This is a genomic window from Arthrobacter nitrophenolicus (assembly GCF_000332815.1).
Lineage (GTDB): Bacteria > Actinomycetota > Actinomycetes > Actinomycetales > Micrococcaceae > Arthrobacter > Arthrobacter nitrophenolicus.
This window is the reverse complement of sequence record NZ_AOFD01000005.1, coordinates 1-14,914: the sequence shown is the minus strand read 5'-3', so window position 1 is coordinate 14,914 and position 14,914 is coordinate 1. Positions and strand designations below refer to the sequence as shown.

General features: G+C 68.9%; 14 protein-coding genes and 3 pseudogenes. 7 read left to right on the top strand and 10 right to left on the bottom strand.

Annotated elements, in window-relative coordinates:
• Window positions 1–106: 106 nt before the first annotated feature.
• From G205_RS02560 to G205_RS02540, 5 genes are all read left to right on the top strand, one after another.
• On the top strand, window positions 107–841 hold the full coding sequence (locus tag G205_RS02560) for a VIT1/CCC1 transporter family protein (RefSeq protein ID WP_009356592.1): 735 nt from the start codon (window positions 107–109) through the stop codon (window positions 839–841).
• Window positions 842–1,002: 161 nt separating this feature from the next.
• The gene (locus G205_RS02555; protein ID WP_009356591.1) at window positions 1,003–1,359 is read left to right on the top strand and encodes an SPW repeat domain-containing protein; all 357 of its coding nucleotides are present in this window, start codon (window positions 1,003–1,005) and stop codon (window positions 1,357–1,359) included.
• Window positions 1,360–1,376: 17 nt separating this feature from the next.
• Window positions 1,377–1,715 (top strand): CU044_2847 family protein, encoded by a 339-nt coding sequence (locus G205_RS02550; RefSeq protein ID WP_009356590.1) that lies wholly within the window; start codon window positions 1,377–1,379, stop codon window positions 1,713–1,715.
• A 12-nt stretch (window positions 1,716–1,727) separates the two neighbouring features.
• A complete protein-coding gene (locus G205_RS02545) occupies window positions 1,728–3,086 on the top strand; it encodes a phosphoribosyltransferase (protein ID WP_009356589.1) in 1,359 nt (452 codons plus the stop codon).
• Window positions 3,083–4,402 (top strand): erythromycin esterase family protein, encoded by a 1,320-nt coding sequence (locus G205_RS02540; protein WP_009356588.1) that lies wholly within the window; start codon window positions 3,083–3,085, stop codon window positions 4,400–4,402. Before G205_RS02545 ends, G205_RS02540 begins: the two co-directional genes overlap by 4 nt.
• Window positions 4,403–4,430: 28 nt before the next feature.
• On the opposite strand, the gene G205_RS02535 is transcribed toward G205_RS02540, so the two are convergent.
• The 10 genes and pseudogenes from G205_RS02535 to G205_RS24160 form a co-directional block, all read right to left on the bottom strand.
• Complete coding sequence (locus tag G205_RS02535; protein ID WP_009356587.1) at window positions 4,431–5,621, bottom strand: FAD-dependent oxidoreductase; 1,191 nt, start codon at window positions 5,619–5,621, stop codon at window positions 4,431–4,433.
• 24 nt (window positions 5,622–5,645) lie between these two features.
• On the bottom strand, window positions 5,646–7,094 hold the full coding sequence (locus G205_RS02530) for a multicopper oxidase family protein (protein ID WP_009356586.1): 1,449 nt from the start codon (window positions 7,092–7,094) through the stop codon (window positions 5,646–5,648).
• Window positions 7,094–7,360 (bottom strand): SHOCT domain-containing protein, encoded by a 267-nt coding sequence (locus G205_RS02525; protein ID WP_009356585.1) that lies wholly within the window; start codon window positions 7,358–7,360, stop codon window positions 7,094–7,096. Before G205_RS02525 ends, G205_RS02530 begins: the two co-directional genes overlap by 1 nt.
• A 120-nt stretch (window positions 7,361–7,480) precedes the next feature.
• A complete protein-coding gene (locus G205_RS02520; protein ID WP_009356584.1) occupies window positions 7,481–8,245 on the bottom strand; it encodes an ABC transporter permease in 765 nt (254 codons plus the stop codon).
• Window positions 8,242–9,024 (bottom strand): ABC transporter ATP-binding protein, encoded by a 783-nt coding sequence (locus G205_RS02515; RefSeq protein WP_009356583.1) that lies wholly within the window; start codon window positions 9,022–9,024, stop codon window positions 8,242–8,244. The genes G205_RS02520 and G205_RS02515 overlap by 4 nt, the downstream gene beginning before the upstream one ends.
• A complete protein-coding gene (locus tag G205_RS02510; protein WP_009356582.1) occupies window positions 9,021–9,392 on the bottom strand; it encodes a DUF1048 domain-containing protein in 372 nt (123 codons plus the stop codon). Before G205_RS02510 ends, G205_RS02515 begins: the two co-directional genes overlap by 4 nt.
• A 1-nt stretch (window position 9,393) precedes the next feature.
• Window positions 9,394–9,723, bottom strand: a complete 330-nt coding sequence (locus G205_RS02505; protein ID WP_009356581.1) for a PadR family transcriptional regulator — start codon at window positions 9,721–9,723, stop codon at window positions 9,394–9,396.
• Window positions 9,724–9,829: 106 nt separating this feature from the next.
• Entirely contained in the window at window positions 9,830–10,579 is a 750-nt protein-coding gene (locus G205_RS02500) for an ABC transporter permease (protein ID WP_009356580.1), read from the bottom strand.
• Window positions 10,580–10,601: 22 nt separating this feature from the next.
• Window positions 10,602–11,282 (bottom strand): potassium channel family protein, encoded by a 681-nt coding sequence (locus tag G205_RS02495; protein WP_052014004.1) that lies wholly within the window; start codon window positions 11,280–11,282, stop codon window positions 10,602–10,604.
• 4 nt (window positions 11,283–11,286) lie between these two features.
• Window positions 11,287–12,610: pseudogene (locus G205_RS24160) on the bottom strand (TrkH family potassium uptake protein).
• Between the two features lie 345 nt (window positions 12,611–12,955).
• Between G205_RS24160 and G205_RS02485 the strand changes: the two are divergent.
• Both G205_RS02485 and G205_RS02480 read left to right on the top strand, forming a co-directional pair.
• Window positions 12,956–13,953, top strand: a pseudogene (locus tag G205_RS02485) (ABC transporter ATP-binding protein).
• Window positions 13,953–14,914: pseudogene (locus G205_RS02480) on the top strand (ABC transporter permease); the annotation flags it as partial. The pseudogenes G205_RS02485 and G205_RS02480, both read left to right, overlap by 1 nt.

The window sequence follows — 14,914 nt, the reverse complement described above, 5'->3', positions numbered from 1 at the left end:
CAGTCCGCGCGGCTGGGGACCCCAGGGTGTGGATTTCGGGGAACGGGCATGGTGCCATGGGAGGGTCCGGTGCCGCCACCGCGCGGCCCTGGCAGGGAGGAACATCATGTGGATCTCCAGGAAGCAGGATCCAGCGGACGCAGGTGCGGGCGGGAAGTCCCAGAGCGCAGCCATAGCCTCCCGGCTGAACTGGCTGCGGGCCTCGGTGATGGGCGCCAATGACGGGATCGTCTCTACTGCCGGGATGGTGGTGGGGGTGGCCGGAGCCGCCGTGGATACCAGCGCCCTGGTGGCGGCGGGCGTGGCGGCAGTGATCGCCGGCGCGCTTTCCATGGGGGTGGGGGAGTACCTGTCGGTTTCCAGCCAGCGGGACTCCCAGAAGGCCGAACTGGCGCACGAACAGCGGGAGCTTGACACCGATCCCGCCTACGAGACCTCGCACCTGGCCGAGCTGTTCTCCGCCCAGGGTATTGACCCGCCCCTCGCCCGCCAGGTGGCGGAGCAACTGATGGCCCAGGGTGCCCTGACGGCGCACGCCCGGTACGAACTGGGGATCGAACCCGGCCGGCTGACCAGCCCCTGGCATGCAGCATGGTCATCAACCGCTTCCTTTGTCCTCGGCGCCCTCATCCCGTTGATCACCATCCTGTCCTCTCCGCGGCCCATCGCCGTGCCGGTCACCATGGGATCCGTCGTGATTGCCCTGGCGATCACGGGATCGCTCGCCGCGCGGCTGGGCCGTGCCCCGTGGAAGCGGGCTGCCCTGCGCACCGTCGCCGGCGGACTTGCCGCGACCGCCATCACCTTTGGCATCGGTTCCCTCATCGGCCAGCAGCTCTGACCCCGGCCCGCGGAACTTGGCATCCAGCATCCCTCCGTAAGCCGGGTCTTTCTGCCCTAGATGGCGGTGCCGCCCAGGAGTTGACTGGAATTGCGGGCCCAGCGCCCGCGGGGCGCGGACAGCATCAGGCTTTCCCCCGTCCCGAACAGAAAGGAAAATCAGTGAAAAAGTGGTATCGGTGGCAGGACTACGTGGCCGTCGCCGCCGGACTCTTCACCGCCGCCGCGGTCCTGTTCACCCGGCAGGAAGGCATGTCCACCACCCTGATGCTCGTGCTTGGCGCGCTCCTGGCGGTCAGCGGCATCGTCAACCTGGCCATGCCCGGAACCCCGGCAATGGAGTACGTGCAGGCCGTCCTGGCCGCCGTCCTGGTCCTCTCGCCGTGGCTGGGGTCCTACACCTCCGCAACGGGGGCAGCCTGGACGTCATGGATCGCAGGGGCTGTGGCCCTGGTGGTCACTGCGGTTGCCATCCGGCCCAGCATTGAGGTCCATCACAACATGCGCATGTCGCACTAGCAGGAAGGTGATCCGCCATGACTGAAGTGCTGCGGTATGAAGTCGGGTCCGGGACCATCCTCGTCGAGGCTGACGACAACAGCTACGGCGTGGACCACCCGGCCCGCAACGAACAGGGAATCCTGGATGTGGGCCGGCGCCTGGAAGATGCGCTCGCCAGTGTCCGCCCTGCCGCCCATGCCGCGCTGGAGGCCATGGCGGAACTCACCCCTGAGCAGATGGAGATCGAATTCGGCGTGAAACTTGCCGGGGACGCCGGGGCGATGATTGCCAAAAGCACTGCCGACGCCCACTTTGTCCTCCGCATGTGGTGGACTCCGGAGACGGTGCCCCTGCACGGGGAAGAGACTCCCTGAGAGGACAATGCGATGTTCGAGTTCCTGGACAGGGCCGACGCCGGCCGGCGGCTTGGGCAGCGGCTGGCCGGCCTGCGGGGCCGGGACGTGGTGGTGCTGGGCCTGCCCCGCGGCGGAGTTCCGGTGGCGTTCGAGGTGGCCAAAGCCCTCGACGCCCCGTTGGATGTGATTATGGTCCGGAAACTCGGCGTTCCGTTCCAGCCGGAAGTGGCGATGGGCGCCATCGGTGAGGGCGGTGCCCGGGTTTTGGATGAACGTGTCCTCTCCCTGGCCCGCGTCACGGAAGAGGACCTGGCCGCCGTCGAAAAGAATGAACGCCAGGTGCTGGAGGACCGCACGGCCCGCTACCGGCAGGGGCGCCCGCCCACGGACCTGCGCGGCCGCACCGCCGTGGTGGTGGACGACGGCATCGCCACCGGCTCCACCGCCCGGGTTGCCTGCCACATTGCCCGGCAGCTCGGGGCGGCCCGGGTGGTCCTGGCCGTCCCCGTGGCCCCGGCGCGTGCCATCCCGTCGCTGAAGGAGGCGGACGACGTCGTCTGCCTGGCCACGCCGCGGAACTTCCAGGCGGTGGGCTACTACTACTACGATTTCTCGGCCACGGAGGACGACGAAGTGGTCCGGCTGCTCAACGACGCCGAACGCCGGCTGCGGCTGATCCGCGAAACCGCCGCCGAGGAGGGCATTCTGCAGGGTGAAGGAGCGGAGGAAGAGGTGGAGATCCCGGCCGGGGCAGTGCGGCTGCCCGGCAACCTGTACCGGCCCCCCGGGTGTGAAGGCATGGTCATTTTCGCCCACGGCAGCGGAAGCAGCCGGCACAGTCCGCGCAACCGGTTCGTGGCGTCAGTCCTCCATGATGCCGGGCTGGGCACGCTGCTGATTGACCTGCTCACCCCGGCCGAGGAAGTGGACCGGAGCAATGTGTTCGATATTGCCCTGCTGGCACGCCGGCTGGGGTCCGCCACCCGCTGGGTGGAATCACGGCAGGACGGCTGGCGCGGCCGGATCGGCTACTTCGGTGCGAGCACGGGAGCCGGCGCGGCGCTCTGGGCAGCCGCCGAACTGGACGCCAACATAGCGGCAGTGGTGTCCAGGGGCGGGCGTCCCGACCTTGCCGGCGCACGGCTCGCCGCCGTGCGTGCCCCCACCCTGCTGATTGTCGGCGGAGCCGATCCCCAGGTGCTTGCCCTCAACCGCGAGGCCCAGTCCCTGATGCGGGCCACCACCCGGCTGGAGATCGTTCCGGGGGCGACGCATCTTTTCGAGGAGCCCGGAACACTGGCCAAGGCGGCCGAGCTGGCTGCCGGATGGTTCAGCCAGTACCTGCTCCCGTCACGGGAAACGAATGTTGCGCGGGAGGTGCAGCGATGAACGCCGTCCACGAGGATTCGGGCAGGGGACCGGAGCTGGCGGAAATCCAAGCCCTGGCGCGGCCGTTGACTGGCATCGGCGATTTGGACGGGCTGGTCAGCCTGTCCGCGTCCGCCCGGTTCGTGTGCCTCGGCGAAGCGTCCCACGGCACCCGCGAGTACTACCGCTGGCGGGCCCTGCTCAGCCGCAGGCTCATCGAGGAACACGGGTTCACCTGGATCGGGGTGGAGGGCGACTGGCCGGACTGCTGGCGCATCAACCGCTGGGTCCGCGGGGAAGCGGACCAGGAGCTCGACGCCCGCCAGTTGCTGGCAGGCTTCGAGCGCTGGCCCACGTGGATGTGGGCCAACCACGAGGTGGCTGGCTTCCTCACCTGGCTCCGCGAATGGAACCTCAACCTGCCCGGGCACCGGCGCACGGGCTTCTACGGGCTCGATGTCTACTCCCTGTGGGATTCCCTCCGCGAAATCTTCAACTGGCTGGACGCGAACGCCGCCGACTCGCTGCCCGCGGCACTGCGGGCCTGGCAATGCTTCATGCCCTTCCGCGAGGACCCGCAGCGGTACGCCTGGAGCAACCGCCTGGTGCCGCAGTCCTGCGAGGCGGACGTGGTGGCGCTCCTCGCTGAGGTGCACCGGCGGACCCTGGGGCGGTTGCATGAAGATCCCTCTGCATTCGACGCCGTACAGAACGCCGTCGTGGCCGCCAACGCTGAACGCTACTACCGGACGATGGTCCGCGGCGACCGCCAGTCCTGGAACATCCGCGACTACCACATGAGCGACACTATCGACCGCCTCGCCAGCCACCACGGACCTGATTCCAAGGGGCTGGTCTGGGCGCACAACACCCATGTTGGCGATGCCCGGGCCACCGACATGGCCGACGACGGCATGGTCAACGTCGGCCAGCTGGTGCGTGAGCGGCATCCGGGTTCTTCTGTCCTGGTCGGCTTCTCCTCGTTCACGGGGACCGTCACAGCCGCTCGCGAATGGGGGTCACCGGAGCAGGCCATGGACGTCCCGGAAGGCGTGCACGGCAGCCACGAGGAGCTCCTCAACCAGGCGCTGGGAGGGCCGGCAACGCTGGTCTTCGGTTCCCGCCGGTCCGGGCCCTGGCTGTCCAACTGGCGGGGGCACCGGGCCATCGGGGTGGTCTACAACCCGCAACGGGAGCGGGGAAACTACGTCCCCACCGTCATGGGACAGAGGTACGACGCGCTGATCTGGTTCCCAAAGACAACCGCGCTGCGCCCGCTCCACCACGAACACCGGCCCAGCGAGCCGGAACTGGAAACCGAGCCCAGCGGGTTCTAGCGGCTCCTGTCCCGGCCAAGGCCCGCAGTCACTTCACGGTCTGGCCCAGGATTTGCCGGGCCACGAGCCGGTCGACGCCGGGCAGATGGGTTGCGCGGATGACCCACCGGCGGGCCAGGCGCTGGACCCGGTTCGCCGGGAGGAACGACCGCGCCGCACGGCGCCCCGCCTTTTGGGCCGCCTCCACCTGCGGCCGCCACCGCTCTTCAAACACGCCGAGGGCTGCGCTGACACCGTCCGGCGAGGAGGCGGGGCCGAGCAGGTCCCCGAGCAATGCACCGCCGGCAATAGCGAGTGAACCGCCCTGCCCGGCGAGGAGCGAGACCGCCCCGCCGGCGTCACCGACCAGGACCGTGGCGCCCCTGTGCCACACCGGCATGATGGTCTGTGCAACCACGTCGTCGTAGGGATATTCCGGGCAGAGTTCGAGGAGCCGGTCCACGGTGCTGCCCAGGCCGTCGAATTCGTTCCGCAGCCGCTCCCGCGCACTCGTGGCCAACGGGCCGGAGTCCGTGCTCCCCGCGTCCCGGTAGACCAGGAAAGCGGCCACCTGGTCGGTCCGGAGGCTGTAGATCCCGGCCATCCGGCCGATGCTGTCCGTCAGGACGAACCGGTTCCGGAACCGGCTGGCCAGCTTCGGGTCCTCGGCAATGAACGCCGCCGCGCGCATGCCCAGGGGGTGCAGGTAGTCACGTTCGGGGCCGAAGATACGGGCGCGGACTTCGGAATGGATGCCGTCGGCACCCACCAGTACGTCCCCGGTGAGCACCTCGCCGGTGGGGCCGACGACGGCGGCACGGACGCCGCCGTCGTCGTCATTCCATGCCCCGGCCAGCCTCGCCCCGTAACGGATCCGCACCCTTCCGGCGGGGACGTCCGCCAGGGCAGCCAGTGCTGCCCGCTCCATGTCCGGGCGAAGGAGGCTCAGGACGTTGCCGCCGGCCAGGCGGGAAAACTGCCCGTAGTCCAGGCTGCAGGTGCGGCGTCCCCTCGTGTCCACATACTCCACCGCGTCAGGGCGGTACGCCGCCGCAGCGAGCCGCGGGTAGAGGCCGATCCGCTCCGCCGCGTCCACGCCCGGGCCGAAGAAATCCATCATGTAGCCGTCGGGACGCGGACCATCCGATTTTTCCAGCAGCGCCACGTCCCAGCCGGCTAGCCCCAGCTGCCGGGCTGTGACCAGGCCGGCTATGCCGGCCCCAACGACAATTGCTTTCATGCCGGCTGGACCCCCTCGCAGGCCCTAGCGTACGTCGATCACGCCCATCATGCCGAGGTCCTCGTGGTCAAGGATGTGGCAGTGATACACGGAGCGGCCGCGGAAATCCTCGAAAGCCACCCTGACCTTCACGCGCCCGTTGGCCGGAACGTTCACCACGTCCCGCCAGCGGGGTGTGCCGGCCTCGCGCCCGCCCTCCTCAATGACCTGCATGGGCCAGACGTGGAGGTGGAAGGGGTGGTCCATGGGGCTTGCGTTGACGATGGTCCATTCCTCCACGCTCCCGGCAGTGACCACCGTGTCTGTCCTGGCTGCATCGAACTCCCTGCCGTTGATGGTGAAACCCCCCATGCCCATGCCCATGGCCATGGTGAGCTGGCGGTGGGCGGCCACCACGGATTGCCGCAGGTCACCGAGCCCCTGCGGTGCGACGGCGGCAGCTGGCGGGGCAGCCGGCTCCCCGGACACCTGGAGCGTGGCCAGGGCGATGCTGTCCGGCACCTCCTGCGGAGCGCGCTGGCCGAATCCGGGACCCATCATGCCGGGCATGCTGCCCCGGTTGTACCGGTAGGCGCGCAGGACGGCGTTGCCGGGCTGTGCGGTCACCAGGAGGTCGGCCCGGTTTCCGGGTGCCAGCAGCAGCTCTTCCACTGCCTCCGGATCCTGCGGCCCGCCAAAGTCGATGCCCAGGAGTTGCAACTGCTGCCCGTCCAGCCGCAGCCGGAGATAGCGGGCCACGCAGGCGTTGACGATCCGCCACCTTTCCCGTTGTCCGGGACGGGCCGAGAATTGCGGATTGCTTTGGCCGTTGACCAGGACCAGTCCGCCCTCGCGGCCCATCATCCGTTCCATGGGCGACACCGCGCTGATGGTGCCGGCGGAATCCACGGCGGTGTCCGTTACCACCAGGATGCGTTCAGCGCTTGCTTCGACGGGTACGGGGTCCTCGACAATGATTGCCCCGCAGAGGCCGGCGAAGAGCTGGTCCGCCACGGTGCCGTGGTGGTGCGGGTGGTACCAGTACACGCCCGGCGGATGGTCCGCGGGGAGCCGGTATTCGTAGTCGAAGGCGCGGCCGGGTTCCACCGGGACGAAGACGTTGTCCGCGTTGCCTTCGGGTGAGACGTGGAGGCCGTGCAGGTGCAGGTTGGTGACCTGGTCCAGGTTGTTGACGAGCCTGATCTTCAACGTGTCGCCTGCCCGTAGGCGCAGTGTGGGCCCGGGGACGCTTCCGTTGTAGGCCAGGGCTGAAACCTGCCGGCCGGCCAACTGCACCAGCGCGGGAGCGGCTTCCAGCTCAACCTGCAGCTGCCCGGCCGAGCTGGACTCCTGGTTCGGCTGGACCGGGCTGCTTCCGGGAACCGGTGCATCCCTGCCGGCCAAAGTCCAGACCAGCCCAACGCCGCCGGCGGCAGTGCCCGCAACGCCCAGCCCGCCCAGGAGCAGCGCCTGCCGGCGGCTGAGGGGACGCATTAGCGGCCTTCGTTGAGTATCCTGAGCCGTTCGCGGTACTCGTCCGCGGTCAGTTCACCCCTGGCGAAGCGCTCATCCAGGATCTGGCGTGCAGTGTCCCGCCCGGCGGGGAAGTACCGGCCGTCCTGCCCGGGCTGTCCGTGGCGGCTGCGGACTCCACCGGTGGAGACCAGCACCACCAGCCACACAAGGAGCGCGATTCCGATGAGCAGAAGGAGGCTCCACAGCCACATCCACCCCATGCCTTGTCCGTAGCCCCACATCATTGCCGGTGCCTTTCTTCTCCATCCCTACCCTGATTCTTGGCCCCGTCCGGGCCGGAAGATAGAGTCCGAAGTCCTGCCCCGGCGGGGGCCAGCCCAGGGGGCACCGCGGGCGCCCCCGTATCAGGCAGCCTTGCGCCGGTAGGCGGCGATTGCGAAGGCATAGCCGGCCACCAGGATGCCGGCGAGCCAGGCCATGGCTATCCAGATCCCGGTGCCCACAGGCTCCTGGGCGAACAGGGCCCTGATGGTGTCCACGATGGACGTGACCGGCTGGTTCTCGGCGAACCAGGCCACCGGGCCGGGCATCGAGTCCGTGGGCACGAATGCGGAGCTGATGAACGGCAGGAAGATCAGCGGGTAGCTGAAGGCGCTGGCGCCGTCCACGGTCTTGGCCGAGAGGCCGGCCAGCACCGCGATCCAGGTCAGCGCCAGGGTGAACAGCACCAGGATCCCGGCGACGGCGAGCCAGGCGGCGGGGGAGGCTCCGGTGCGGAACCCCATGGCCAGGGCGACGGCGACGACCACCGCCACGGAGGCCAGGTTGGCCGCCAGCGAGGTCAGCACATGGGCCCACAGGACACTGGAGCGCGCGATCGGCATGGACTGGAACCGTTCGAAGATCCCGCCCTGCAGGTCCAGGAAGAGCCGGTACGCGGTGTACGCCACCCCCGAGGCAATGGTGATGAGCAGGATGCCCGGAAGCATGTAGTTGACGTACGCGTCCGGGGAACCGGTGCTGATCGCGCCGCCGAACACGTACACGAACAGCAGCATCAGCGCGATGGGGGTGACCGCCGTCGTGATGATCGTGTCCGGGCTGCGCAGGATATGGCGCAGGGAGCGGCCGGTCAGGACGCCGGTGTCGGCAAGGACGTGGGTGCTCATCGTGGTTCCTTTCGCGTGTCACCGACGAGGGCGAGGAAGACGTCCTCAAGGGAGGGCTGCTTCTCCACGTACTCCACCTTCGCGGGCGGGAGGAGCTGCTTGAGCTCGGCCAGGGTGCCGTTCTGGATGATGGTGCCCTGGTGCAGGATGGCGATCCGGTCCGCCAGCTGTTCCGCCTCGTCCAGGTACTGGGTGGTGAGGAGCACGGTGGTGCCCCCGCCGGCGAGCTGCCGGATGGTCTGCCACACCTCGATCCGCGCCTGCGGGTCCAGCCCGGTGGTGGGTTCGTCGAGGAAGATGACCGGCGGATCGCCGATCAGGCTCATGGCAATGTCCAGCCGGCGCCGCATGCCGCCGGAGTACGTGGCCGCCCTGCGGTCCCCTGCCTCCGCAAGGTCGAAGCGGGCCAGCAGGCTGTCAGCCACCGCGCCGGGGTCTTTCACGTGCCGCAGCCTGGCCACCAGCACCAGGTTCTCCCGCCCGGTGAGTACCTCGTCCACCGCGGCAAACTGGCCGCCCAGGCTGATGGAGCCGCGCACCCCGGCCGGCTCCGCGCCGACGTCGAACCCGTTGACCGAGGCGGTGCCGGCGTCGGGCCTGAGCAGTGTGGAAAGGATCCGCACCAGCGTGGTCTTTCCGGCGCCGTTGGAGCCGAGGAGCGCGAAGATGCTCCCGGCTTTCACTTCGAAACCAACGCCGCGCAGCACCTGCAGGTCCTTGAACGACTTCTCGATGCCCTGCACCCGGATGGCGGGGTCCAGGGCCCGCGCGGCGGTCATGGCCTGGCTTCCTTCCTCTTCGCGTCCTCAACTGCTTCGATGAGGCGGGTGCGTTCCTTGTCGATCCAGCGCTTGCCGCCGTAGGCCTGGGCGAACGATTCGGCGAATTCCACGGGGTCGTCTCCCACGATGTCGCCAACGGGCGTGCCGTCCGCAGCGGCGCGCTCCCAGAGGTCCGCGAGGTCGGAGAACATCTGGACGATCGTGTCGCCCTCGGTGACGCCGCCGTAGTACATGAGGTAGCGGTTGTAGGCGTTCGCCGCTGTGAGGTAGGGCTCGGGCAGCGCATCCATGCGGGCCTTGGCCTGCTTGTACTGCTTCTTCTGCTCGAGCGGTCCGGTGAGTGCTTCAATCCATTTGGCGGCCATGTCAGTTTCCTCCGTGGTGGAGCTGTTCGATACGTTCCGCGAGGAAGCTCCATGTCCTCCAGAACTCTTCGAGTTCCTGCTTGCCCTGCGTGTTGAGCGAGTAGACCTTGCGCGGCGGGCCCTTCTCGGACGGGACCTTTTCTACGTCCACCAGGCGGCGCTGCTCGATCCTGATCAGCAGCGCGTACACGGTGCCTTCGGCGATGTCGGAGAAGCCCTGCTCGCGCAGCCGCGCCGTGATTTCGTAGCCATAGGCCGGTTGCGCGGCCAGGATGGCCAGCACGATGCCCTCCAGGGTGCCCTTCAGCATCTCGGTCATCTGCTTGCCCATTTTTATCGGCCACCTTCGGCTACTCAGTGTTACTAACTACCAGTACATAGTAACGCTGAATACCGCGGGCGCAAGGGCCCCCACGCAACACCGGCCGGGGGAGGACTTAGGTGAGCGCTCCGGGGCGGACCTTCACGGCGCGGAGGGAGCGCATCAGTGCGACGGCGGTCAGCGACCCGGCAGCCAGGATGGACGCCAGCACCACCACTTGGAAGCGGCCGGCCTCAAGGGGCGAGGCGCCGCCGAAGATGGCACCGACGAAGGCGCCGGGCAGGGTTACCAGGCCGGTGGTCTTGGTCTGGTCCGTGGAGGGGATCAGTGCCGCGTGCACGGACTCGCGGGCCTGCCTGAGGGTGGCCCGGCCGGGCGTTGCGCCGAGTGCCAGCCAGCCCTCCACCTCGTCCCACTGCTCCCGCACGGCCTCATAGAACCGGCGGCCCGCCAGGACGGCGATGGTCATGCAGTTGCCGATCACGATGCCGCCAACGGCCAGGACGTAGCGCGGCGCGAACTCGATGGCGCCGGTGCCGAACACCACGCCGAGGGTCACCAGGATGCCGGCCGCCATGGTGGCGGACACCACGGCGAACCGCTGCCACGACCATCCCAGCCTGCGGGTGGCAGTCGCCGCGGCCACGGTGAACATGACCAGGAGAGCCGCCGCAACCCACAGCGGATCGGTGATGATGCCGCCCAGGACCAGGCTGATGAGCGCCAGCTGGGCCGCCCCGCGGAGGATGGCGGCGGCGGGAGCAGCGTACGACGGCGTCCGCGAGCCCCACAGGATGCCCACCGTGAGTGCCACCAGGATGGCGAGGGCCACGAGGGTGGGCACCAGGGCGGCAAGGTCAGGCATGCTGCCAGCTTAGAGGAGGTGCCTAGGCGTGCTGACTGAACCCCTCCGCCAGGTTCTTGGGACCCTGCACAATGATCTGGTCGTCGTCGTACAGGACCGTCTGCGCGGTGGTGTGCGTCCAGGCCCCGGCGGGCCTCTTCACGGCCACGATGGTGATCCCGTACTGGTCGCGCAGTCCCAGGACGCCCAGCGGCCGGTCCCGGGCCACCAGCGGCGGCTGGGTGCGGATCATCACGAAGTCGTCCTCGAACTCCACGTAGTCCAGGATGGAGCCGCGAACCAGGTGCGCCACCCGTTTGCCCATGTCGTGCTCGGGCCGGATCACGTTCTCGACGCCGAGCTGGGCCAGGATTTCGGCGTGCGGTTCGCTGATGGCCTTGGCCCAGATCTGCGGACGCTTGAAGGTGAGCAGCCGGGAAGTGGTCAGGATGCTGGCCTCAAGGTCGGTGCCGATGCCCACCACCACCCGGTCGAATTCGTGCACGGACAGCTGGCGGAGCACGGCCTCCTTGGTGGAGTCGGCGCGGACCACGTGCGTGAGGAGGCCGTTGTAGGACTGGACGATCTCCTCGTTGCTGTCGATGCCCAGCACCTCCGTGCCCTGTGCCTCCAGTTCCAGGGCCAGCGACCCGCCGAACCGGCCCAGCCCGATCACTGCCACGGAGTCGGCCTGTGCGGCGCGTCCGGCTCGCCGGGAAAACATGTCCTTAGCCAATGAGGGGCCTTTCCTTCGGGTATTCGTACATGATGGGGCGGCTGCGGAGAGCCAGGGCGGTGCCGAGCGTAACGGGGCCCAGGCGGCCGATGAACATGAGCAGGATCAGCACCACCTGGCCGGCCGGAGGCATTCCCGCCGTGATGCCGGTGGAGAGCCCCACTGTGGCGAAGGCGGAAACCACCTCGAAGAGGATCCGTTCCTGGCCGAAGTCGGTGATGAGCATCAGGAACATGGTGGACGCGTGATGAGGGCGATGGCCAGCAGGACCACCGTGATGGCCTGGCGGTGGACGGCCCGGGAGAGGCGCTTGCCGAAGATGTTCACAGCCGTGCCGCCGCGCAGTTCGGTGGCCATGATGAAGAACAGGACGGCGAAGGTGGTGATCTTCAGGCCGCCCGCCGTGCCGGCGGGGCCGCCGCCGATGAACATCAGGATGTCCATGCCCAGCCAGGACACCGGGTGCATCTGGCTGATGTCGATGCTGTTGAAACCTGCGGTGCGGGTGATGGTGGACTGGAAGAACCCGCCCAGGACCCGTTCGCCGGGAGGCAGCGCACCCAGCGTGGCGGGGTTGGTCCACTCCGCGGCCGTCAGGAACACGGTGCCGCCGGCCAGGAGGGTGGCGCTCCCCAGCAGCACCAGCTTGGTGTGCATGCTCCAGAACTTGGGCGTGCGGAACTCGCGGCGAAGTTCGAACAGGACGGGAAAGCCAAGCCCGCCGATGATCACGCAGCGGCGATGGGCAGGCACACCCAGGGATCGCTGACGAACCCTATGAGGTTGTCCGAGTACAGGGCAAACCCCGCGTTGTTGAAGGCGGAGATCGAGTGGAACACCCCGTGCCACAGTGCCTCGCCGGGGGAGTAGCCGTAGCCCAGCAGGAACCGCAGTATCAGTACCAGGGCCAGCGTGACCTCAACGAGCAGGGTGATGATGAAGACGCCCAGCAGGACCCGGCGGACATCGCCGAAGCCAGTGCTCTTGGTTTCGGCTGCCGCCAGCATTTTGGAGCGCAGGCCCAGCCGCCGGGCGGTCAGGACACCCAGCAAAGTACCGAAGGACATCACGCCGAAGCCGCCCACCTGGATCAGGACCAGGATCACCACCTGCCCGAAGCCGCTCCAGAACACCGGTGTGTCCACGGTGATCAGCCCGGTCACGCAGACGGCCGAGGTGGCGGTGAACAGGGCCTCCAAGAGGGAGGCGCCGCCGTCGCCGTTCCGTGCCACGGGCAGCATCAGAAGCGCTGTCCCAACGCCGATGGCCAGCGCGAATCCCAGGACGATCAGCTGGGCGGGGTGCAGCGGCAGCAGGCGGCGCACGAGCCTCTGGAGGGTGGAGAGCTGCTGGTTCTGGAAGGCTGCGACGGAGCGGCTGTAGCCGGCAAGGACAAGGCTTGGTTTCCGCCTCCGCCGCGGTGGGGTGGGACCGCGCTGGTAGGCCTTCAGATGCATAGGCGTCACGTTAGCACCGGGCGGCGGAAGCCGTCGTATCCAGGCCAATGCCCGTGGTCCAAAGCCTCTACCGCGGCATATCCGCCGCTTGTATGATGTGGACCGGAGAGCCGGGAAGCCTGGTCGGCCCGCAGACGTCCCCGCCTGCGGCACGTGCATGGCAGCCGCCTGTGCGTGAGTGACGAGACCACGGAACGGCCGGCCATGCACACAGAATCAACCCCCGTTGTCCACACTTCCCGCCTGGTGAAGAACTTCGGCAGGACCGCCGCGCTGGCGGGCCTGGACCTGACCGTCATGCCCGGCGAGGTCCACGGCTTCCTGGGGCCGAACGGCGCGGGAAAGTCCACCACCCTGAGGATCCTCCTGGGGCTGATCCGGCCCACTTCGGGAACGGCCAGGGTGTTCGGCATTGACCCCTGGGCCGAGCCGGTCCGGGCACACCGGGAGGTCGCCTACGTTCCCGGGGACGTGACGTTCTGGCCCAACCTGTCCGGCGGCGAGGTGATCGACCTGCTGGCAGGGCTCCGCGGCGGCGCCGACGAAACCCTGCGCCGGCAACTGATCGAGGAATTCGATTTCGATCCGCGGCGGAAGGCCCGCACCTATTCCAAGGGGAACAGGCAGAAAGCGGCCCTGATTGCGGCCTTTTCCCGCCGCGCCAGGCTCTACCTGCTGGATGAGCCAAGTTCGGGGCTGGACCCGGTGATGGATGCTGTCTTCCGCCGGCACGTCCGGCGGGTCACCGGGGAGGGGGCCACCGTGCTGCTGTCCAGCCACATCCTGGCCGAGGTGGAACAGCTGTGTGACCGGGTGACCATCATCAGGTCCGGAATTGCCGTGGAGTCGGGGACCCTGGCCGAGCTCCGGCACCTGACCCGGACCCGCTTCCGGATTACCGCCACCGTGCAGCCGGACGTGCTGGCGGCCCTGCAGGCTTCCACAACGTCCGCGTTGACGGGGACGCCATCGAGTTCGACGCCGATGCCACCCACCTCGGCGCCGTGCTGGACGCGCTCGCGTCGGCGGGCGTCACCGGCATTACTGCCGCGCCGCCCTCCCTCGAGGAGCTGTTCCTGCGGCACTACAGCGACCAGCCGGACGGGCAGCAGAGCCAGGCCCAGCAGGTTCAGGCCCAGCAGGCCCAAGCCGAACAGACCCCGGCCGAACAGACCCAGGCCCAGCAGGGCCAGGTGCTCTGATGCGCGCCGTCCTGCGCCTGGCACTGCTCCAGGCACGCCGCGACCGCGCAGTCCTTGCGGCGTGGATACTCGGCATCGCCGGGCTGGGGTACGCCGCCGCCACCGCCATCACCACCCAGTTCGCGGCGGATACCGAGCGGGCCGCCCTGGTTGCCGTGGCAGCAGCCAGCCCGGCGTTCCTGTTCCTGCGCGGCCTCCCGGACGGCATCAGCTTCGGCGCGGTCACCTTCTTCCAGGGGTTTTCCTTCACCGCGGTGCTGGCCGGGCTGATGGGCGCGTTCCTGGTAGTCCGGCACACGCGGGCGGATGAGGACCAGGGCCGCTTCGAACTCGTCGGCTCCACGGGCGTAACCCGGTCCGCGCCGCTGCAGGCCACCCTGCTGCTTGGCACCTTCGCCATTGTGGTCCTCGCCCTGGCCGTCGCCGGCGGTTTCATTGGGGCCGGCCTGCCGGTCGACGGTTCCTTCCTGGCCGGGGCGGCGGTGGGCGCCGTGGGTCTGTTATTCGTGGGCACCGCGGCCCTCGTGGCCCAGGTGATGCCGTCCGCCCGCACCGCCAGCGGCACGGCTGCGGCGCTGGTGGGTGCCGCCTATCTGCTCCGGGGCGCCGGCGACGCCCTCGGAACCGCCGAGCTGTCAACCCTGCAGGTCACCGCCGCCTGGCCCTCCCTCCTCTCGCCGATCGGCTGGGGCCAGCGCGTCCGGCCCTTCACCGAGGCCGATCCGCTGCCGCTGCTGGTCCTGGCCGGCGCCGCCGTGATCCTGGGCGGGGCTGCCGTGGCGCTCCGCAGGGGGCGGGACCTGGGCGCCAGCTACGTCGCTGCCAACGAGTCGGGCCCGGAGCGTGCCCGCCGTGGCCTGGTGTCGCTGCCCGGGCTTGCGTGGCGGCTGCAGCGCGGAAGCCTGGCAAGCTGGTGCTTCACCGCCGCCGTGATGGGTGCCGTGGCCGGCGGGCTGGGACC

Coding starts and splice junctions, on each gene's coding strand:
- G205_RS02510 (WP_009356582.1), bottom strand. CDS start 9,392: ATGGCCGCCAAATGGATTGAAGCACTCACCGGACCGCTCGAGCAGAAG.
- G205_RS02550 (WP_009356590.1), top strand. CDS start 1,377: ATGACTGAAGTGCTGCGGTATGAAGTCGGGTCCGGGACCATCCTCGTC.
- G205_RS02540 (WP_009356588.1), top strand. CDS start 3,083: ATGAACGCCGTCCACGAGGATTCGGGCAGGGGACCGGAGCTGGCGGAA.
- G205_RS02560 (WP_009356592.1), top strand. CDS start 107: ATGTGGATCTCCAGGAAGCAGGATCCAGCGGACGCAGGTGCGGGCGGG.
- G205_RS02535 (WP_009356587.1), bottom strand. CDS start 5,621: ATGAAAGCAATTGTCGTTGGGGCCGGCATAGCCGGCCTGGTCACAGCC.
- G205_RS02495 (WP_052014004.1), bottom strand. CDS start 11,282: ATGTTTTCCCGGCGAGCCGGACGCGCCGCACAGGCCGACTCCGTGGCA.
- G205_RS02530 (WP_009356586.1), bottom strand. CDS start 7,094: ATGCGTCCCCTCAGCCGCCGGCAGGCGCTGCTCCTGGGCGGGCTGGGC.
- G205_RS02505 (WP_009356581.1), bottom strand. CDS start 9,723: ATGGGCAAGCAGATGACCGAGATGCTGAAGGGCACCCTGGAGGGCATC.
- G205_RS02525 (WP_009356585.1), bottom strand. CDS start 7,360: ATGATGTGGGGCTACGGACAAGGCATGGGGTGGATGTGGCTGTGGAGC.
- G205_RS02520 (WP_009356584.1), bottom strand. CDS start 8,245: ATGAGCACCCACGTCCTTGCCGACACCGGCGTCCTGACCGGCCGCTCC.
- G205_RS02500 (WP_009356580.1), bottom strand. CDS start 10,579: ATGCCTGACCTTGCCGCCCTGGTGCCCACCCTCGTGGCCCTCGCCATC.
- G205_RS02545 (WP_009356589.1), top strand. CDS start 1,728: ATGTTCGAGTTCCTGGACAGGGCCGACGCCGGCCGGCGGCTTGGGCAG.
- G205_RS02515 (WP_009356583.1), bottom strand. CDS start 9,024: ATGACCGCCGCGCGGGCCCTGGACCCCGCCATCCGGGTGCAGGGCATC.